The organism is Rhizobium grahamii CCGE 502, from assembly GCF_000298315.2.
Classification (GTDB): Bacteria; Pseudomonadota; Alphaproteobacteria; order Rhizobiales; family Rhizobiaceae; genus Rhizobium; species Rhizobium grahamii.
Genome location: NZ_AEYE02000017.1, coordinates 1 through 20,409, shown reverse-complemented (window position 1 = coordinate 20,409; position 20,409 = coordinate 1). Strand labels below are relative to the sequence as shown.

The 20,409-nt window shown below is 58.7% G+C and carries 17 protein-coding genes; 14 read left to right on the top strand and 3 right to left on the bottom strand.

Annotated elements, in window-relative coordinates; translation table 11 throughout:
• Window positions 1-457 precede the first annotated feature (457 nt).
• Complete coding sequence (locus RGCCGE502_RS16695) at window positions 458-1,477, top strand: C45 family autoproteolytic acyltransferase/hydrolase (protein WP_016555354.1); 1,020 nt, start codon at window positions 458-460, stop codon at window positions 1,475-1,477.
• On the opposite strand, the gene RGCCGE502_RS16690 is transcribed toward RGCCGE502_RS16695, so the two are convergent.
• Window positions 1,474-2,634: a hypothetical protein gene (locus RGCCGE502_RS16690; RefSeq protein WP_016555353.1), complete on the bottom strand. Its 1,161-nt coding sequence runs from the start codon at window positions 2,632-2,634 to the stop codon at window positions 1,474-1,476. The genes RGCCGE502_RS16695 and RGCCGE502_RS16690 overlap by 4 nt on opposite strands.
• A gap of 131 nt (window positions 2,635-2,765) precedes the next feature.
• Here RGCCGE502_RS16690 and alr point away from each other — a divergent pair, with 131 nt between their 5' ends.
• Genes alr through RGCCGE502_RS16675 form a run of 3 tightly spaced genes read left to right on the top strand, consistent with a single transcriptional unit; the run spans window position 2,766 to window position 5,596 of the window.
• A complete protein-coding gene (gene alr, locus RGCCGE502_RS16685) occupies window positions 2,766-3,845 on the top strand; it encodes an alanine racemase (RefSeq protein WP_016555352.1) in 1,080 nt (359 codons plus the stop codon).
• Window positions 3,842-4,690 (top strand): DMT family transporter, encoded by an 849-nt coding sequence (locus tag RGCCGE502_RS16680; protein ID WP_016555351.1) that lies wholly within the window; start codon window positions 3,842-3,844, stop codon window positions 4,688-4,690. Before alr ends, RGCCGE502_RS16680 begins: the two co-directional genes overlap by 4 nt.
• Before the next feature lie 12 nt (window positions 4,691-4,702).
• Window positions 4,703-5,596, top strand: coding sequence for a TIGR01459 family HAD-type hydrolase (locus tag RGCCGE502_RS16675; protein ID WP_016555350.1), 894 nt, complete (start codon window positions 4,703-4,705; stop codon window positions 5,594-5,596).
• A gap of 36 nt (window positions 5,597-5,632) precedes the next feature.
• On the opposite strand, the gene RGCCGE502_RS16670 is transcribed toward RGCCGE502_RS16675, so the two are convergent.
• Window positions 5,633-6,418 carry an IclR family transcriptional regulator gene (locus RGCCGE502_RS16670; protein WP_016555349.1) on the bottom strand — a complete coding sequence of 262 codons (786 nt, stop codon included), beginning with the start codon at window positions 6,416-6,418 and terminating at the stop codon, window positions 5,633-5,635.
• A 242-nt stretch (window positions 6,419-6,660) separates the two neighbouring features.
• Complete coding sequence (locus RGCCGE502_RS16665) at window positions 6,661-7,947, bottom strand: MmgE/PrpD family protein (protein ID WP_016555348.1); 1,287 nt, start codon at window positions 7,945-7,947, stop codon at window positions 6,661-6,663.
• A gap of 196 nt (window positions 7,948-8,143) precedes the next feature.
• On the opposite strand from RGCCGE502_RS16665, the gene RGCCGE502_RS16660 reads away from it, so the two are divergent.
• The 10 genes from RGCCGE502_RS16660 to RGCCGE502_RS16615 all read left to right on the top strand — a co-directional run bounded on the left by RGCCGE502_RS16660 (window position 8,144) and on the right by RGCCGE502_RS16615 (window position 19,982).
• Window positions 8,144-8,449, top strand: coding sequence for a (2Fe-2S)-binding protein (locus tag RGCCGE502_RS16660; RefSeq protein WP_016555347.1), 306 nt, complete (start codon window positions 8,144-8,146; stop codon window positions 8,447-8,449).
• Complete coding sequence (locus tag RGCCGE502_RS16655) at window positions 8,446-9,816, top strand: FAD/NAD(P)-dependent oxidoreductase (protein WP_016555346.1); 1,371 nt, start codon at window positions 8,446-8,448, stop codon at window positions 9,814-9,816. Before RGCCGE502_RS16660 ends, RGCCGE502_RS16655 begins: the two co-directional genes overlap by 4 nt.
• Entirely contained in the window at window positions 9,813-10,949 is a 1,137-nt protein-coding gene (locus tag RGCCGE502_RS16650) for an NAD(P)/FAD-dependent oxidoreductase (protein ID WP_016555345.1), read from the top strand. Before RGCCGE502_RS16655 ends, RGCCGE502_RS16650 begins: the two co-directional genes overlap by 4 nt.
• A 68-nt stretch (window positions 10,950-11,017) precedes the next feature.
• Window positions 11,018-11,857 carry a substrate-binding periplasmic protein gene (locus tag RGCCGE502_RS16645; protein ID WP_016555344.1) on the top strand — a complete coding sequence of 280 codons (840 nt, stop codon included), beginning with the start codon at window positions 11,018-11,020 and terminating at the stop codon, window positions 11,855-11,857.
• 49 nt (window positions 11,858-11,906) lie between these two features.
• Window positions 11,907-12,686, top strand: coding sequence for an amino acid ABC transporter ATP-binding protein (locus tag RGCCGE502_RS16640; protein WP_016555343.1), 780 nt, complete (start codon window positions 11,907-11,909; stop codon window positions 12,684-12,686).
• Window positions 12,679-13,329 carry an amino acid ABC transporter permease gene (locus tag RGCCGE502_RS16635; RefSeq protein ID WP_016555342.1) on the top strand — a complete coding sequence of 217 codons (651 nt, stop codon included), beginning with the start codon at window positions 12,679-12,681 and terminating at the stop codon, window positions 13,327-13,329. Before RGCCGE502_RS16640 ends, RGCCGE502_RS16635 begins: the two co-directional genes overlap by 8 nt.
• Window positions 13,326-14,045: an amino acid ABC transporter permease gene (locus RGCCGE502_RS16630; protein ID WP_040674802.1), complete on the top strand. Its 720-nt coding sequence runs from the start codon at window positions 13,326-13,328 to the stop codon at window positions 14,043-14,045. Before RGCCGE502_RS16635 ends, RGCCGE502_RS16630 begins: the two co-directional genes overlap by 4 nt.
• Window positions 14,046-14,105: 60 nt before the next feature.
• Window positions 14,106-15,821: a dihydroxyacetone kinase family protein gene (locus RGCCGE502_RS16625; protein WP_016555340.1), complete on the top strand. Its 1,716-nt coding sequence runs from the start codon at window positions 14,106-14,108 to the stop codon at window positions 15,819-15,821.
• 649 nt (window positions 15,822-16,470) lie between these two features.
• Entirely contained in the window at window positions 16,471-17,493 is a 1,023-nt protein-coding gene (gene adhP, locus RGCCGE502_RS16620) for an alcohol dehydrogenase AdhP (RefSeq protein ID WP_016555338.1), read from the top strand.
• A gap of 146 nt (window positions 17,494-17,639) precedes the next feature.
• Window positions 17,640-19,982: an ethanolamine ammonia-lyase gene (locus RGCCGE502_RS16615; protein WP_019280043.1), complete on the top strand. Its 2,343-nt coding sequence runs from the start codon at window positions 17,640-17,642 to the stop codon at window positions 19,980-19,982.
• The last annotated feature ends 427 nt before the right edge of the window (window positions 19,983-20,409 follow it).

The window sequence follows — 20,409 nt, the reverse complement described above, 5'->3', positions numbered from 1 at the left end:
AAGCGAGTGTTACCTCAAACAGGCTTTCTACTAACTGTTAGTATGTGGAGATGATCCGTTAAAAACATCTAGGCTGCTAGTGCCCTTTAGATCATCACTAGCTGCCGGGTCTCATCATGCATCCAAGTGGCCAAAAGCATTTTTTGTCACCGAGCGTAGTTGGCGCGAACATGAGCTGCCACAAACCGGATAGGGCGGCGACCTTGGTAAGGCAGGCTCTTTCGCTCGATCCCGGGCTCTCTGCGACATACATCAGAATGCAGGAGACTTTTGCCGACAAAGCAATCATTGAAGCTGGTTTAGCGGGCCTGCAGGGCGGGACTTCCTCGTGTGCATCGGGCTCTTCTCCATCCGTCCTCGGACGCATAAAACTTTCACACAATCCCAACGAGCAGTGTCTGGAGAAATGCGCATATCCACTTTATGGATCTAGCTCCTAAGAAACTCCAGGTGGCCTGTGGCGAAATCGAAAATTCCAGTCATCGTCTTGCGCGGCACGGCATTCGAACGCGGCCAACAGCATGCCGCCCATTTGCGCAGTCTCATCGTCGCCAACTACGACCATTTACGCCGCACGGCTGATGCTGACGTGTGGAAATGCGCATCAGCGAAAGCCGTGGCCTCCTTGGAAAAGGCTTCTGCACTCGATCCCGATCTTTCGTCCGAGCTTGAAGGAATGGCCGCGGAGACGGGAATTTCCACCGTCGATATGTACCTGCTGTCCTGCTTCGAGTACTTTTCGCAGAGAACCACGGGATGCACCTCGGCGGCGGTTTCCACGCCATCTGGCGCGCTTGTTGCGCAGAATTGGGATGGACCCGAAGGCGCGGAACGGCATCTTGCCGTTCTCGTGCACGAGTCTCCAGGCAAGCGCATGGTCACGATAGCAACCGCCGGGACTCTGGGTTGGGTCGGTCTGAACGACAGCGGCTTCGCATTTGTCAACAATGACCTGATGCTCGATGAGAAGCACGACAGCCTGCCGAGCCTCGTCATTCGCCGATTGATGCTTGCGCGGCCAAGCGTTGAAGCCGCTCTCAGCGTGCTGATGTGTCAGCATCACATGTCCGGCCGCTCTTTCATCCTTGGCGATGCTGCCGGTCGACTGCAACTCGCCGAGGTCGGTCCTTCGGTTGGCGTCTCTCGCCACATTGTCGGGTCCGTCGTTCATACAAACCATCCCCTCTTTCCCGATGCCTCGATTTGGGAAGATATCGAAGCCGGAGCGCGCCACTACCCTTCCAGCCGCGAGAGGTTAAGGGCCGCGCGCCTGCACACCTTGACGGACGCTGCAAGCCTGTCGGCGCTGTTACACGACCGAACAGGCGCACCCGATGCGATCTTCAAGTCATTTTCGACGCGTGAACAGACCGCGACTGCGTTTTCCGTCATTTTCGACTGTGGTCAACGCAAACTGACGATATGGTCCGGGCAGCCAGACGAAGCCTCTCCCCAACACATTGGTCTGCTGGCCTAGCTGGCTTCAGCGGAAGGCATCCCGTTGATCCTTGCATAGTGGGCAAAGTGAGCGGCGAGTTCCGCTGCGCGCTCTTCACACTCTTCAGGTCTGTACGCATTCAGATCGTAACCGAGGACTTCGCGGAGGACCGCTGTCGAAGCCGCTGTAAAGCGGACCGTACCGTCAACATCGATACTTTCGATTCCATCATAGTGCTGGCAGTGGTAATTGACGTCGATTGCCTCTTCCAGCGTCAACGTCTCGGGAAGATCGACAAGGAGGCCGGCCTTAGTTATGCGCACCGGGTAGCCGCCGACCAGACCATGCACCCCTGGCGCGTGGACAACCTGTCCTGCCGGATTTGCAAGTGCAAGGAGCATGGCCGTCGCTGACGAAGCTGTAACAGACTGCCCGGCAAGACCCTTGATCCGCCGAAACCGGCCAGCCACGGACTTGAAAAGAGCGTCGTGGTCTATCTCTTCGGCCGGGATCTCCATCCCGTTGACATAGATGGTCAGATGATAGGGCGCCCCGTCGGTTCCACCGGTGCTCGGCATCCGGTAGCTCAAATAGTGATGTGCGAAGAAGCGTACGTCGACGGCTGCAGGTGGCAGGTTAAGCATGTGCGCAGCAGCCAGTCTGATACCGGGAACTGCATTGGCGATATTGCCGATGCCGACGGACGGTGCCAGCCCTTCGCCGGCAAGCGATGCGTTGACCACGTCGGGATAGGATGCATTGACAACCACAGCCTTGCTGTCGACCAGGCGGACTGCCTTCATGAGCTTGCGGACCAGAACCTGATGCATCGGCGTCCATATGCCGCCGCGACCGGCATCGAGACGAGCGAAGGCGGCCTGTGGAAGCTTGGTTATTACCCACCAGCTGTGAAGCGTTGTGGCATTGAAGATGATATCGGGCTTCAGCCTTTCGATGAGATCTGCCGTCTGCTGTATCTCCATGAGGTCGACGCCCACCAAATCGACTGGCTGCGAGTGGCCAAGGTTGAGCGCGGTGTAACGCGCAAGATTGATCCGCTGCAGGGCTTTTTCGGGGTTGCGCGCCCCGACAGTGATTGCCAGGTCCGCGCCACTCTGCAGCAGCAGGTCCAGAACGTCGCCGCCAAGGACGCCCTGTCCAATGATGAGAATTTTCGTCTGACGATCAGGTGTCATCTTGCCTCTCCCGTTCTACGATTATTTGTTATCAAGGACATCAATAGATTGCACTGTGCATTAGTTTGATCTAAAGTTCAACTGAAAATTGGAACGGGGAGCAGCACAGCTTTTGCGAGTAGGAACTGTCAATGAGACCAAGGACCCGACTTAGCGTCGATCTATCAGCGATCGAGTATAACTTTCAGGCCGTTAGGCGCCTTGTTGGCAAGAAGGTTGGGGTGAGCGCGGTGGTGAAGAGCGATGCTTACGGCCTCGGGCTCGACCCAATTGTCTCGTCGCTTGCAAGCGTCGGATGTCAGAGCTTTTTTGTCGCCGATGTACGCGAAGCAGTGCGAATCCGCCGTCGGTTACCGGAGCCCGAAATCTTCGTGCTCGATGGATTTCGCCCGAGCCGCAAAATGCAGTACCGCAGCGATCGTCTGGTGCCGGTCTGCAACACGCTGTCCGAGGCAAGGGCGGTCTCATCCACCGGGGTCTCGTACGCGATAAACCTCGAAACCGGTTTGTCGAGGCTGGGTCTGAACCAACCTGATACCTGCCGCTTCATGCACCTCAATCAACCGTGCCCAGTTCTGGTGATGAGCCACCTTGCATGTGCCGACGATCTACGACATCCGCTGAACCGGCTGCAGCGGGATCGGTTCATCGGAATGGCTGGACTGCTTGGAGATGTCCGCCGTAGTCTTGTCGCATCCTCCGGACTGGGACTCGGCGAAGCCTATCATTTCGATCAGGTGCGTATTGGCTCTGCTATTTTCGGAATCGGCGGTGCAAACTTCAATCCTAACCCATTCCTCCCTGTCGTAAGGTTGCGCGCCCGGATCGTTGATACGCGCCTATTTCCGGCTGGCGCAACGATCGGTTATATGGCGACGTTTCGTACACAGCGTCCGAGCTGGATTGCGGTGATTGCGGCAGGCTATGCGCATGGTTTGCCGTGGTCGCTCGCCAACCGGATGTCGGTCGAGATTGGCTCTCATCGCGCACCCGTGGTGGGCCGGGTGTCAATGGAGTACGCCGCCGTTGACGTGACCGGAATTCCTGCTGCGGTTAGGCGACAAGGCCTCTGGGTCGAACTCGTAAGCACAAGCCAGCCCGTGGAAAACCTAGCTGGCGCTGCAGCAACAATACCGCAGGAAATCCTCACAAGGCTCGGCCGGTCCAGCCAGCGCAACTATCGCACCAATAGCCCGGGAGAACAGACATGAAGCCTCGTCTGCTGGCTCCGTTATTTGTCTTGGCATCAGCCGCCATGTTCAGCACGGCAGGTCTGTTTATGGGTCTTTTGGACACACCGCTTTGGACGGTTGTCTTCTGGCGCAGCGCTTTTGCGCTTATTTTCACCAGTCTCCTTATCATCCATCAACCTGACCGACGCGCTTTGACTGGCTTTGACAGCCACGCTTTACTGGCAAGCACGATGTCCGCGTTGGCAACTTTGCTTTTCATCGCAGCTTTGCGGCTGACATCGGTTGCCAATGTCGCGGTCATTCATGCAGCACTGCCCCTGCTGACAACCATGATTGCTGTTGTGGTGTCAAAGGAGACCGCGTCGCGCCAAGCAACAGCCTATGGCGTCCTTGCTGCAGCGGGTGCGATATTCATCTTTTCAGGTTCGATGTCGTCGGGATTGCGCATCTTGGGAGACGCTCTGGCGCTGGCAATGACAAGCTGCATGGCAGTCATGACCATTGCCATCAGAATGTCGAAGACGCCCACGGTTCTCGGGATGGTCGCGCTGTCCAACGCCTTGTCAACGGTCGCAGCAGCCTTGCTTGCCGATCGACTTGCCGTGACAGGTCGCGAAGCGTGCCTGCTTGCATGCTTTGCATTGTTTCAGATGACGATCGGCCTGATCTTTTTTGCCAAGGGAGCACGGTTGCTTCCCCCGGCGGATACGGCGCTGCTTTCCCTGGCGGAAGTGCCATTTTCTATCGGCTTCGTCTGGCTTGCTTACGGCATGCGTCCGTCCTGGCAAACTGCCTTCGGTGGCAGTTTTGTGGTTTTCGCGGTCGTTGCCCACCTCGCCCAACCACGAGATGCCATTCGGTAAAGAGCAAACGTCATGCACAAATCAGATCGTCAGCAAGAGACACTGCGAAGCGTAGCCGAGAGCTACGAAGGTTTCATCATCGACCTCTTCGGTGTTGTGCATGATGGTGTACGGTCCTTCCCCCCGGCCATTGAAGCACTTGGCTACCTCAGGTCTGCCAGGAAAAGAATCTGCTTGCTGTCGAACTCGCCGCGGCGGGCACACCAAGTCGCGAACCGGCTTCATTCGATGAAGATCGACATGAGATATTATGACACGTTGATCACTTCTGGTGAGCTGGTTTTCGAGGCCTTGGCGACGCGGGAACATCCTTTTATGCCAGCCTTGGGATCGAGATACCTTCATATTGGACCAGGCGAGCTATCAGGGCTTCTGACAGGATTGGCCTTTAGAAGGGTGGCAGATGCTTCGCATGCGGATTTTGTTCTCGCCACGGGGGCATTTGGGCAAACCGCAGACCTCGCGGAGCTGAAGGAGGCAGCAGCACGTCACCTACCGCTCATCTGCGCGAATCCGGATCTGAGCGTAATGATCGGCGACCGGGAGGTCGCCTGCGCTGGCGTGGTGGCGGCCGAGTATGAAACTGTGGGAGGAAGGGTTTATCGCTTTGGCAAGCCGACTTTGCCGACCTACCAGAAGGCGCTGAGAACGATGCAACTGCCCCCCAGTCGAGTGCTTGCGATCGGAGACAGCCTGGAAACGGATATCAGGGGCGCCAGTCAGGCGAATGTTACCTCAGCGCTGGTGCTGAGCGGAATCCATCATGACTATTTGATGACCCGGCATGGCTTCGACAGGCCAGCCTTCGAACAGCTTTGCGAGAAGCTCGGTGCCCGCCCACGCCTCGTTCTTTCATCGCTTGGCCTGAAGGAGGTGGCGCTCGATACCGGCTATGAGTGGCAATAGCATGAGGGATCCAGTCCCGCCTGGCCCTTGCGCCGATCATTCCGCCAGTGGATTGAGCTGCGCCTCGATCTGTCGCACCTCAGTCGTCAGCAAGGCGACGAGCTCTGGCAGGCGGCTGTCGGTCAGCCTCGGACTTGTCAGGTTGATGGCAATGGAGGCGATCGCGTCTCTTCCGGGCGGCAGGACCGGAACGGCGATGGACGAGATACCGGCGACGAGTTCCCCGTCATCCACCGCATAACCATCAGCCCTGATCTTTTTGATTGCGTCCTTGATCTTGCGGGCTGTGAAAGCTCCATATTGTCTGTAGAGGGCTGCGTTCTTGTCCAGGATGACGTCGGCCTCGGCCGGCGGCAGAAAGGCAAGGATAGCCTGGCTCGCCGGGCCGATCCCCATCGGGATTTGCCCGCCTATATGACCGGTAAGGCTATCGATCACATAGGTGCCCTGCTGCCTGTCGACACACACGGTGTTGAATCCGGCGCGGGCCATGAGGAAGACGGAATCGCCAGTTGTTGCGGCAAGACGCATCAGTGCGGGCCGGGCAAGCTGGCGCAGTCCGGTTCCGTCAGCTGCTGCAGCGCCCATGGCAAAGAGTGCGAGCCCCAATCTGTATTTCTTGGTCTGACGTTCGCGATCGACCAACCCGTGTCGTTCGAGTGCAGTGACAATGCGGTGTACGGTCGGCTGCTTCAGGCCCATGACATCGACGATCCTCGCCATCGAGGCCCCGCTTTGGCCGACCTCTCCGAGATATTTCAGGATCGCGACGGCTCGATCGAGCAATTGCGTGCCAGTTCCCGCGATCTCGTCATTAGCCATATCAATTCCCGCATCGCTTTTGAGGCGATTCCATATACATCGCGACGGCAATGTAAACGGCCAGGACGTACGTGAGAGCGTTTTCTTTGAGAGTGCGATGTCCAGTTTGCTTATGCCGACGATGCCAAATTGTCACGGCTGGCGTAAGCCACGCGGTGACGATCGGAACGGCGCAGCGAGCGGTAGCGCTTCATCAGCGAGCGGTACGCAAGTGATATTGCTGGTCCCGCCCGGCGCCCCGGTCACTTCATATTCAAGCGCGGTTCGAGTGCGGCAACAAGATGAGCAGCATTATCGAACTGAAGACGGTTGACTAACTCAAGTATCTCTTGGGCTTGGTCGGCGCAAAGAGGTCCGATGGCAGCAAGCCTTTCAAATTTTCGCTGCAGGTCTGCGTCCGATAGGGCATTGTGCGGTTCGCCCTTTGGCAGATAGACCTCGAGCGTCTTGCGGCGGCCATTGGCGATTGTAGTGACGCGTGCTGGTGTGGCAGCGGGGAAAGCGCCTCTATACTCGAACGCCTCTGTCAATCGAATTCGCTTTGCAAGATCGATTACGGCGGGGTCTCGAAGATAATCATCCTTAAGCGGCAACAGTGCTTCTGCGCCATGCACCAGGGAAAGAGCGATGCAAAAGGGGATACTATATTGCGCGGCCTCGTTCGAGCGCGGTTCGCTCTGGTTGGGAAGCGTCAGCGCCCGATCGAAGGTCTCGACAAGGATGCTTTCGATGTCTCCGGCGCGCAGGTGCATCGCGCTCTTGAGAATGAGTGCGCCGTCGATTGCGGCGTGAGCCCATCGGCAGCAGCTGTAGATCTTGAAGTAGGCTTCCTCTATTGCCCAGTTGCGTCCGAAGTGGTCAAGCAGCACGGTACGATCATACGCGTTGGGATCGTCAAGAAGATCCAGGGGTCCTTGGTGGCCACTTGCCGCCAGAATAACGGCCTGAAGACCATTGGCCGTAGCCCAGGGGATCCCTTCCTTGACGGTGTGGCCAAGCTTGGTCCAACCGGTGGCCGCCTGAGACGTCGACGTCTGCCCAGCGATCGCCATCGCATGTGCGATGACTGGGGCGGGGTGGCGAGCTAGCCATCCTGCGGCAGCTGCGACGCCAAGGCCGCACCACAGCCCGCTGTCGGTGGTCCGCAAGCTTGCGATATCACGAGCGGCAGAGACCCTGACAGCGACCTCGTAGCCGAGTACGGTGGCTGTGAGCAGCCGTGTCGGACTGGCACCCATTGCCTGGCCGACCGCCAGGACCGCAGGGACGATCGCAGCTGCCGGGTGTCCGGATGCGGCTCGATGACCATCATCGAGATCTAAGGCAGCAGCGTAGGTCGCATTCACGAAGGCAGCGCCTGCCGAGGTCAGCTTCATCGTGGAGAACCAGACTGAAGAACCTCCCTTGCCCCAGATGTGCGGGGCGGCTTCATAGGAGGCCTTGCCGCCCGTCGTTACAGAACCAGCTGCCGCAACACCCAAAGTGTCGAGGAGGGTTTTGCGCGCGGCCACCAGAACCGGCTCGGGCACCCTGGTCGTCGCTGTGCACGAGTTTGCTATGACCAAAAGACCATATGGCTTTGCCGCCGCTTCTATACTCCCGGAAGTAGTACCCAAGTTTCGAACACCCTCAGCTTGAACAGACAAGATTGGATAAGTCACAGCGTTGACATCCATAATATGGATCTCTAGCCTGTCAACAACAAATGCGGGAGTGAGGAGCGAAATGGCCAGAAAGCACAATTCAGGGCCGGCAACGCTGGCCGTCGTGGAGGTCGCGCCGGTCAACATCACCGTCGATGATCGACCGGTATCTGCAAGGCGGGGAGAGAGCGTTTTGACGGCGCTTCGCTTGGCAATTGGCTATGTGCGCAGCTCGGACTTCTCGCAACAACGGCGTAGCGGCTTCTGCATAATGGGCGCGTGCCAGGACTGCTGGATCTGGCGGACGGACGGCCGTCGGCTGCGCGCCTGTACCACCCGCGTCGAAGAGGGGATGCAGCTGATGACGACGCAGGAGATGCTGCCATGACGGCACCTGTCGTGATCATAGGCGCAGGTCCGGCTGGAATCGCGGCCGCTGGCGTGCTGGTTGAGGCTGGTATTAGACCGGTGCTTATCGATGAGGCACCGAAGGCAGGCGGGCAGATCTTTCGGCAACCGCAACCGGACTTGTTGCGACCGCCAAAGCAGCTCTATGGGTTCGATGCCGCAAGAGCGATCGCGAATTTCAACGCAGCCGCGTCGCTCGAGAGTGAAATTGACTATCTCCCGAACACCCAGGTCTGGGGTGCGGCGCACGGAATGCTTCACGTCGTCAATGCAGACAAGGCCTTTGTGCAACCATGGTCGAGCCTCATTATCGCATCCGGGGCAATGGATCGCATTTGTCCGGTCAAAGGCTGGACAGCGCCTGGAGTTTACAGCCTTGGCGGAGCTCAGGTCGCGCTGAAGGCAGATGCGTCTCTCATTGGTCGTCGCGTCCTTTTTGCCGGGACTGGACCTCTCCTTTATCTCGTCGCCTACCAGTACGCCTTGGCAGGCGCACGTGTCGTCGCCGTGCTGGAAACGGGCAGGCCGCGTAGCGCCTGGCGTCACCTTCCATCACTGATGAGTGGCAAGGCAACGTTCGTCAGAGGTCTCTACTACATGGCAGCATTGCGGGCGCGCGGTATTGCGATTCATCAGGGTGTTGAGCTGGTCGAGGTAATGCGCGGCGCTGACGAAAAGGTCGCCGCATTGTCGTTCAGGCACGGGCGGCGCGACGCGATCCTGTCCTGCAACGCGTTGGCGATCGGGCATGGCCTGAAAGCCGAGTCTCAGATTGCCGACCTGATTGGTGCTGAATTTTCTTTCGACGCGGGGCAACGACAATGGCTGCCACGCGCTGACCTCGACGGGCGCTCGACGATACCGAATGTCTATCTTGCAGGCGACGGGATGTCTGTTCGAGGCAGCGACGTTGCGGAGCTGACTGGCCGGATTGCCGCCTCGGCACTGCTCGTTGACGCCGGATATGCCGCTCATCCGCGCTTGAGCCGTGACCGTCGACTTGTTGAAAGATCGGCCCGTTTCAGAAGGGGACTCGACAAGGCTTTTGTCTACCCGCACGCGCAGGCCGCGTCTCTTCCAGACGAGGTTACGGTATGTCGGTGCGAAGAGCTGACGGCGGGCGCAATCCGCCAGGCGGTGCTTGCGTCGGGCGAAACCGAGATCAATCGGATCAAGGCGTTTTGTCGGGTGGGCATGGGCCGGTGCCAGGGCCGTATATGCGGACCGGTGACGGCTGAGCTTATTGCGGTAACCGGCGGTGTCCCGATCGAGTCTGTTGGTCGCATCCGCGCTCAGGCTCCGCTCAAACCGGTTCCGCTATCCGAGCTTGCAAAGGGACTTTCATGACCAGTCTCTATGATCTCGCCATTATCGGCGGCGGCCTCGCGGGATGCTCCACGGCACTGCACGCGGCTTTGAAAGGCGCATCCGTAGTTCTCCTGGAGCGAGGGCGCTGCGGCGCCCAGGCTAGCGGCGTGAACTATGGTGGCGTGCGCCAACAGGGACGCCACCCGGCGGAGCTTCCACTGGCGCGGCGCAGCCGCGCCATCTGGGGAAATCTGAAACAACTGGTTGGCACCAGCTGTGAGTTCGCGGTGACCGGCCACTTGAAGCTGGCTCGAAATGACATGGATATGGCGGAACTGATCGCGCATCAGCGGTTGCTTGCCGAGCACGACATCTATGCTGCAATCCTCGACGCGAGTGATCTGAAGCGCCGCTTCCCTTATCTTGCCGGTCATTATCCCGGTGGTTCATTGTGCAGCGAGGACGGGCAGGCAAATCCGCGTCTTGTGGCGCCTGCCTTCGCGCGAGCCGCTCGGGCTTGGGGCGCACACATTCGTGAGGGTGCGACCGTCAGGACCGCGACCACTTGTGTCGAAGGATTCGTATTACATCTCGAAAACGATCCCGTCCCTGTCAAGGCGCGGCGCCTCGTCAATGCGGCGGGGGCCTGGGGGTCGGCTTTCGCCGCGCAATTCGACGATCATGTCGAAGAGGGCGTCATGGCACCGAACATGTGCGTGACCGAACCGATCGCCCCTTTGATTGGGCCGAATCTCGGAATCTGCGGAGGCGGTATTTACATCCGTCAGGCAACCCAAGGCAGCGTCGTCTTTGGGGCAGGGCTCGGCTCTGCCGATCGGGATTCGCAACGAGCCCGACCTCTGGATGACGTGACAATGGAAGCTGCTGCCGAGGCGATCGCCATGGTGCCTCAGCTTGCCAATGTTCTCCTGGTCCGCAGCTGGACCGGGATCGAGGGACGCATGCCAGACGGTCTCCCGATTGTAGGGGAAAGCCCCAACGTGAGCGGTCTTTTTCATGCCTTTGGCTTTTCCGGTCACGGTTTCCAGCTGGGGCCAGCCGTGGGCGCAGTCCTTAGCGAACTTTGTCTTGATGGTCACTCGCCGACATCGATTGCCGGCCTGTCCATGACACGATTCCAACCGGCACTCACGCCGGCGGAACAACCCTGAAAGAGGAAAAAGAAAGGGGAACAGACGTGCGATATTCTTTTGTTCAACTGCTTGGAGGAGCGCTTGCGTTGACTGCAAGCCTTCAATGGAGCTCTGCGTTCGCCGCCGAGCCGGCTTATCACCTTGCCGAACCGGGCGTTCTTTCTGTCGCCATCACTGGTGATATGCCGGGGCTGGTGGCGCGTGGTGGAAAACTTGCCGGCTATGACGGCGACATCCTGCAGATTGCTGCCGAAAAGCTGGGTTTGACAATCAGGCCGGTTCCGATGGAGTGGTCAGGCGCAATTGCGGCGGTGCAGACAGGCCGTGTCGATGTCATCGGAGGCAACGTTGCCTGGACAAAGCAACGGGCCGAAACCCTGTCGATGAGCGACCCGACCGGCTATTTCCAGAATGGTGTTACCTCCAAAAAGAACGATGGTTGGCATAGCTTGAAGGATCTAGAAAACCGCAAGGTCGGATCGATGACGGGATTTTCCTTCCTGCCTGAGCTCAGGAAGATCCCGGGTTTGGAGCTATCGCTTTACGACAGCACTGATGCCGCGCTGCGCGACCTCCTGGCTGGTCGTGTCGAAGCGTTGGTCGGAGACCCACCGGTCATCGATTATGCGCTGTCGAAGAACCCTGATTGGGGTCTCGTCAACCTGGCCTTCACCGATAACAACCCTGACTTCCCACTCCTGACCGGTCTCGGGCGTCAATATGTGTTCGGTCTATCCAAGGAGAATGCGGACCTTGCGGCGGCACTGAGCAAGGAGATCCGCGCCCTATGGGCCTCATGCCAGATCAAGTCGATCGGCAAGCTCTACGGCAATATCAGCGAGGCGAACTACACGCCGTCTGCGGAGAATTTCAGGGCGGGCGTCGACCGACCTGCCGATTGGGCACCACCGGTTTGTAACCATTGAGCATCAGCGGCCGGTGAAACGGCCGCTCTTCACAGAAAAGGAGGTCGCGATGGCCGCCGACATTCTTCTTGAGGTTAAAGACCTCGGAAAGTCATTTGGTCCGTTGAGGGTTCTCAACGGCATCTCCTTCAATTTGCGACGGGGAGAGCGCGTTGCGCTGATTGGTCCCAGTGGATCCGGCAAATCGACCTGTCTGAGAGCGATCAATTTCCTCGAGCCGCCAAGCGAAGGCGAAATTCGCCTGGAAGGGACACTGATCGGTCGTCGCAGGAACGGGCGTTTGATGACTGAACGTGAGATGGCGCCCCAACGAGCGGACATAGGCATGGTTTTCCAGCACTTCCACCTCTGGCCACATTTGTCGGTTCACGCAAACGTGGCACTGCAGCCGACAAAAGTAAGAGGATTGAAGCGGGGAGAGGCGGACAAGCTTGCCGCCGAACTGCTCGCGAAAGTCCATCTCTCACAGAAAGCTGATGATATGCCGCATCGGCTCTCTGGTGGACAGCAACAGCGTGTTGCGATCGCCCGCGCGCTTGCCCAGCAGCCGAAGTTGCTGCTTTTTGATGAGCCGACGTCCGCGCTCGACCCGGAGCTGGTGGGAGAGGTTCTGACGGTTATAAAGGAACTCGCGCAGGAAGGTCGGGCGATGGTGCTCGTCACGCATGAAATTGCGTTTGCGCGCGAGGTTGCCGATCGCATCATCTTCATGGACGGCGGCCGTATCATCGAGGAAGGTCCAGCCAGGGCCGTCCTCGATGATCCCCAAACAGCGCGACTGAAGCAATTTCTTGCGAGCCTGCAGCTTGGGGGAGGTGGGCATGAATGACAACCTTCTTGGCATGCTTGCAGGAGCACTCGTTTCAGGTGCGGCAGTGACTATCGAGGTGACCGCTGGGTCGCTTATCGTGGCCCTCATCATCGGCATCGCTCTGGCAACCATTGAATTTCTTTCAGACAACCGCCTACTGCGGATCGCCATCCGTTTCTATGTCGAGAGCTTGCGCAACATTCCGAGCCTGACCTTCCTGTTCCTTCTCTACTTCGGTCTGGCGTCGCTCGGCTTTAGGCTTTCCTCAATCGCGGCGGCGGTTGCTGGATTGGGACTGATCGGCGGCGCTATCTGTGTCGACATCTTCCGCTCTGGATTTCAGTCCGTTCCCGTCGGGCAAAGTGAAGCGGCGGCATCGATTGGCCTCTCGCCTCTCGCTGCGTTCCGGCTGATCGTGTTCCCGCAGGGGCTGAGCCTGGCTCTCCCTTCCCTTGGAAACTACGCGGTCTCGCTCGTCAAAGATACGTCCCTGGTCGCGGCCATCGCCGCGCCCGAGATCCTCTTCAATGCAAGACAGCTCGTAAACGAAACCTTCGAGACGACACTGATCTACGGCGGCGCTGCCGCGGTCTATTTGATCCTGACCAGCGTCGTTGCGCGGTCCGTCTCCCTGATGGAGCAGAAACTGGAGATTAGATGATGTTCATCGAAATCATTTCCAACAACCTCGCTGACTGGGGTCCGCGTCTCCTCAAGGGGCTTCACCTTACGCTTTCATTGACCGCAGGAGGGTTCTGTCTCGCTTCCATCATCGCCCTGCTGATCGAGTACCTGCGCTCGCGGCGCGGACTTATCCCTCGACTGGTCGCACGCCTTTACATCTCGATTGCCCGCGGCGTCCCGATTCTGGTGATCCTCTACCTGCTCTATTTTGCCCTGCCGGAGGCAGGCATCACATTGTCGGCATTCATGGCCGGCACGGTCGGCCTTGGGATGGTCTATGCAGCTTATCTTGCAGAGGTCTTTCGTGCCGGTCTCGGTGCAATTCCTGCTGGTCAACGAGAGGCCGCGCTTGCAGCTGGTCTGACGCCACTTGCAGCCTTCAGGATTATTCTTCTGCCGCAGGCCGTCCGGCAGACGATCGCGCCATTGTTGATCAATCTCGTCTCTCTCATGAAAGACAGTTCGATCTGTGCCCTGATATCTGTTCCCGAACTCACCCTGGTGTCACGGGAGCTGATGTCGGAGAGCTTTCTGCCGCTACATGTCTTTGCGCTGACGGCACTACTCTATTTTGGCCTTGCATGGCCGGCGTCGATTGCCGCTCGCTTTATCGAGCATCGGTTACAAGGACACACGCCTCGTCGGACCAACCGCCGCGCCCTCCCAAGCCTTGCCGTCGGAGCCTCTCCGTAGGCAGCGGCCGGACGTACAAATCCCCCGAAATCAAAGGTTCAAAAGCATTCAGGAGTGCAGATGAAAAAGCTGATCAATCGTCCCGAAGAGGCTGTCCGACAGGCGCTGGAAGGCGTCGTTGCATTATCGCCAGGCACCGGTCTTCTTTCCGACGAGAATATAGTCATTCAATCGGGCTTGCCAGATGCTGCAGCCCGTCCCGTTGCTGTCATCTCCGGCGGCGGAAGCGGACATGAACCGGCGCATGCAGGCTACGTGGGCAGGTCTATGCTTTCTGCTGCGGTAGCTGGCGACATCTTCACATCGCCGAGTTCCGACGCGATATTGTCGGCCATCCGGGCGGTCAGTGGACCCGCGGGTGCCGTGCTGGTTGTCAAGAATTACACCGGTGACAGATTGAACTTCGGGCTTGCAGCCGAGATAGCAAGGGCAGAGGGCATTCCGGTCGAAATTGTTGTTGTTGCTGACGATGCCGCCTTGCGCGATACGGTGGCTCCGGACAGACGGCGCGGCCTCGCTGGCACAATTCTCGTCCACAAGCTGGCAGGAGCCGCAGCGGCCCAGGGGAATTGCCTCACTGACGTCGCCGCAATCGCACGCAGTGCAGCTCAGCGCGTTTCTTCGATGGGCATATCGCTCGGAACCTGCATTCTTCCTTCTGTCGGGAAACCGGGTTTTGTTCTTGGCGAAAAGGAAATCGAGGTTGGTCTTGGTATTCACGGAGAGCCGGGAGTTCTCCGCAGGGAAATTGCCAGCGCCGATGAGTTGGTCGAGCTGACGCTGAGAACCATCCTGGCCGACGGAAAGATCAGAAGAGGAGACGAAGCCGTCCTCCTGGTAAACGGACTTGGTTCAACGCCGCCGCTTGAGCTTGCGATTCTCGCAAGAAGCGGCCTTGGAACTCTCTCAACCGCAGGCGTGACGGTCGTGCGGGCCTGGGCGGGCACGTTCCTGTCTGCTTTGGATATGCCGGGATTTTCATTGTCGGTTATGCCGGTCACATCTGACGACTTGCCGCTTTTCGATATGCCTGTCGAAGCGCGCGACTGGCCGGGCAGCGGCCATCTCAACACGCAGCTTGTGGCAACACCGGATCGTCCCGACAACCTACCTGTCGAAGCGCAGGAAGACCAAGTGATTATCACCCTCGCGGGGCGGCGATTGCAGGAGATATTCGCCTATGCTGCACGGGCACTGATTGCGGCGGAAGATGAACTGGCCACGCTGGATGGAATTTCCGGCGACGGCGATCTCGGCGCAAGCATGCGTCGGGGCGCCGAGGCCATTCTGGACATTCCCGAAACCGCATTCTCTTCCGTCTCGAAAGGCCTATCTTCTGCCGCCGATCGCGTCAGAAAGGCGATCGCCGGGAGTTCGGGCCCATTTTATGCAGCTGGACTGATGCGGGCATCCAGGCATTTGGCCAAGATCGAAGACCCGTCCGCCAATGACATTGCCGCTGCGTTTTCGGCTGCGGTCCAGGCGATTTCCGATTTGGGTGGAGCAAAGCCTGGCGATCGGACCATGGTGGACGCCCTGCACCCTGCGGCATCGATGTTCAAGGATCAACTCGCCGCGGGACTCTCTCCGAAGGACGCCTGGCAACGTGCTGTAACTGCGGCTCAAGAAGGCATGCGACTGACGATTGACATGCGACCGAAGCTGGGGAGGGCCAGCTATATCGGCGAGCGCGCAATCGGCAGTCCTGACGCGGGGGCGGCGGCTGTGAGCATCTGGCTTGCTGCAAGTGGGACGGCAGTTCAAGATGCTGCATAGGAGCGGCCGGCTCCGCGCAAGTCAGGGACCCGTGCCCTGACATCATAACTCGCCGTAGTGGCCTTGGCCGGCAGTCTCCAGCGAAAGATCGGCATGCCTGCTGTCATTTCAGAGTACGACCGGCGGATGGCTGAGATTGATAGCGAGGATGAAGCTTCGGTCGGTCCAAAGACGCGTTATCCATACGGGAGACAGCCCTCCCACACGGGCATCACTTGGCGGTATTCTCTTCGAGACGGTGTATGGGGAATGCGTTTATAAGAAAGCGCGCGGGTAGCTTCGCGTTGGAGACGACGTTGGAAATGCCGCGATTTGCAAAGCCGGACGTGAGGGCCGGATGAGGTAAAACCTTGGGCCGTGTCGGATTTTGCGGCCAGGCGATTGCGAACGTGGCAATTCTAAAAAGGCTCGCGGCGACACCCGCGGCGGCTTCCAATTGACGTAGGTTGTCGCGACGTGCACTATGAACGCCGGAGTGAGCGCTTGCCGTCAATCCAACCACCGCGCCCGGTTCAAGCTCATCAAGGCACTGCAACCTCAAGGGCGTGGCATGTCGTTTTCGCTCCTTATCGCGCTCATCAAAACATGGTGGGTCGGCGCCACCTGAACAGGCATCAGCGTATCGTCGGCATCACCGAGGGAGGGCACAATGTCGAAGACGATGAAAGCCGCCGTCGTGCGAGAGTTCAAGAAGCCGCTGTCCATCGAGCAGGTACCGATCCCCGAGGTCGGTCAGGGCCAAGTCCTTGTGAAGATCGAAGCTTGCGGCGTTTGTCATACCGACTTGCATGCGGCCGACGGAGATTGGCCGCTGAAGCCCAGTCCGCCATTCATTCCGGGGCATGAAGGGGTCGGGTCCGTGGTCGCCGTGGGCGGGGGCGTGACATCTGTGAAAGAGGGCGATCGCGTTGGCGTGCCGTGGCTTCACACGGCCTGTGGACATTGCCGCCACTGTCTCGCCAGTTGGGAGACCTTGTGCGATCTGCAGAAGAACACTGGCTATTCGGTCAATGGCGGGTTCGCGGAATATGTGCTCGCGGACCCCAATTATGTCGGGCATCTGCCAGCCCGCCTCGATTTTGAAGCGGCGGCTCCCATCCTGTGCGCCGGGGTCACCGTATACAAGGGGCTGAAAGAGACGGACACGAAACCCGGCGATACCGTCGTGATTTCGGGCATAGGCGGGCTCGGTCATGTCGCGGTTCAATATGCCAAGGCGATGGGCCTCGAGGTCATTGCTGTCGACATAGCCGACGACAAACTCGAACTAGCCCGCGAAATGGGTGCCAGCGCCGTTATCAACGCCAAGACGGCTGACCCTGTGGCGGAGGTTCACCGGCTTTGCGGCGGGGCCCAGGGGGTGCTTGTCACGGCGGTCTCGCCGGTTGCCTTCCGGCAAGGTCTTGGCATGCTCGCGAAGCGCGGCACGATGTCTCTCGTTGGATTGCCGCCAGGCTCGTTCGAACTGGACATCTTCGACACCGTCTTGAACCGCAAGACCATCAGGGGGTCGATAGTCGGCACCCGGCTGGACCTGGCTGAATGCCTTCAGTTCGCGAGCGACGGGAAGGTTAAGGTTCACTACTCGACCGAGCGTCTCGATGACATAAACGCCATATTCGATCGGATGCGGCAGAACAAGATCGACGGCCGGGTCGTGATGACGATCTGACCTCGACCTGCGCTTCTCGATTAACGAAACGCTCCATCTCTTTGTTTTCGCATCTCAGGGCGGAAAACCGCCTGGGCCTTTCCTGCATTTCGTTTAATCCGTGCCAGCCTGACCACAGTGTCGGTCTTCGACAAAGGGAGATAGCCATGCACAAGGGCCACTCAGAGGGACATGAAGGGCTCTCCAGAAGAGAGCTTCTCGTCATGATGAGCGCTTCCACTGTCCTTGCAAGCTACGGCAATGCTGCAAGGGCCGCCCGAGACAGCATCGTGGTCGGGGAAGTCGCGCCGGGCGAGGACGTCTTTGCTTATGTCAGCAGAAGAACCGGCGGATTTGATCGCACGGTCTATCAACAGGTGATCGGCGCGGCGAATGACTTCAAGGAGGGAGATCGGGCCACTGGAGTTGGGGCGGCCGACGAGGCGACACGGACAAATGCCCGCGCCCTGCTGACAAACACGAAAATAGGGGATCTCTACGAGCATCCGCTGTTCGAGGACGATCTGCAACGATTAATCTGGCAGACGACCGACCAGGCCCAATATGCAAAGGTCAAGGACTGGACCATGGGCCAGTTGAAGGATTTTCTCCTGACCCGGTCCGAGATCGACATCAAGGGCGTCATGAATGGCCTGACGAGCGATACGATCGGCTGCGTACCGAAACTGATGAGCAACGAGGAGCTCATCGCCCTCGGCCAGAAAATCTTCAATGTGCTGCCCGGCACGATGATCGGCTCAAAGGGATACATGGGGGCTCGCATCCAGCCCAATTCTCCCACTGATCATCCAGACGATGTGGTCTGGCAGGTTTTCGATGCCTTTTCCTACGCAACGGGCGACATTGTCATCGGCACCAATCCCGTCGACAGTACGGTGGCGAGCGTCGCTACGGTCGAACGGGCGCTCAAGGACGTAGTCGATACGTTCCAGCTAGGCGACGTGATCCCCTGGTGTGTGCTTTCGCATATCGATGTCCAGGCGGAGGTGGCCGAAAATTATCCCGCAACCGTTGCCACGATGTTCCAAAGCCTTGCTGGAACGGACGACTGCAACAAGATCTTTGACATTACGAATGACAAGATCCTGAAGTATGCGCGCGCAAAGAAGGGCCAGAGGTATGGCCTCTACTTCGAGACCGGCCAGGGCTCTGAATTCACCAACGGCGTCGCAAACGGCGTCGATATGATGGTGCTCGAGTCCCGAAAGTATGGGTTCAGCAGGGCGGTGGGACTAGAGCTCGCGAAGGTGCAGCCAAAGGGCGCGTGGCTTCATGTCAACGATGTCGCCGGATTCATCGGGCCCGAGGTCTTCAAGAGCCGCGAGCAGTTGGTACGGTGCTGTCTCGAGGATATTGCCATGGGCAAGCTCCATGGCCTGACCATCGGCCTCGATATCTGCACGACACTGCACATGGCGGTCAGCCTGGAAGATCTGGATTGGTGCCAGGACCAGATCATGCCGGCCAATCCCGTCTATCTCATTGCACTGCCCACGAAAAACGATCCCATGTTGAGCTATCTCACGACGTCGTTCCAGGACCATGTCCGGTTGAGGGAAAGATTCGGCTTCAAGGTCAATGATGCGATGTGGGATTTCTACAAACGGATCGGGATCGTCGACGAGAACGACAGATACTCTGCCAACTACGGGGATCCTCTCTGGGTGTACTACCAGTACCGCCTCGCCAAGGGTGACAAGCGGCCCAGGGATGCAGTCTATGCGGAGGGCCGGGAGAAGATGAAGCAGGTGGAAGAAAGAGGTGTCGACCTGGCCACCGGGCACGGCGAAAACATCTGGGATCTGAACTCGGAGCTCGCAGTCAAGGTCAGGGGGTTGTACGATGATGCCAAGCAGTCTCTGTGGGCCGAGCTCACGCCCGAGTTCATCGCCGGCATCCCCAATGTCGTACCAGTCCGCACCCTGTCCAGCGATCGCAACGACTATATCGCCCATCCGGATTCCGGCGAAAAGCTGAACCCGGAAGCCATTGCCGACATCGAAAGGATAAGGGATTCCTGGGGGGGCGACCTGCCCAAGGGCCAGATCGTTATCTCAGACGGCCTCAACGCCAAGGCCATCATGGACGACGGACATCTTGCACCCTATCTGGAGGAGATGCGTAGGCTGCTTGCCGAGGCCGACGTGCCGATGAGCGACAGCAACATCCTCGTCACCGGCGGGAGGGTACGGGCCGGCTACCGGATCGGTGAGTTGCTTTTCGAAAAGGCAGACCCCAACAGCTTGCGAGAGGTTCTCCACATCATCGGCGAACGCCCCGGTACCATGCACCACGCCTATTCGGTCTATATCACCGTCGCCAGCGGCAAGCGATGGTCCGAGAAGGACATCGATCACGACATCACGAAGCTTGTGAGCAATGTAGCAGATACGGCCTTGCCGCCTAAGGAGGCAGCAAGAGAAACGTTGACGATCATTAGGGAAATCGTCGGAAAGAACGTGAACGGCAGCCGGCGCTATCGTACATAGCGCAGAAGGCGATGAAACAGGTCGTGTCGCTGACCCATGAAGCCGCGGCCTCGCCTTCTTCTCCTTCCCCTTGATGTGCTGATCGGTGCGACAGGGCTTTTTCCCGGCATTGCCGAGGACGTGGCGCCGAAGCCACCTTTGAAATCGGGGATGGCTCTTCCGAGAACCAGTGGCAATAATAAGACTAAGAATTCGCTTGTGACGAATTTGTTCTCTGAGAGTACTTGTTCCTTTCTTGCTGCCGCCTCGTCGACGAGATTTGCGAGATCTGCCAGTGCTGGTTGAGCGTCCTCCAGTCATGCCGACTGGAATTTTGCCGCGTGCCAGTATGGTTTGGGCTTGATCAAACCAATGGCATCGGATGGCCGTTGCTCACGTCACAACTGAGCGTTCTGCAGATCAGCCTTGCGCCGAGGTCGAAACAGGC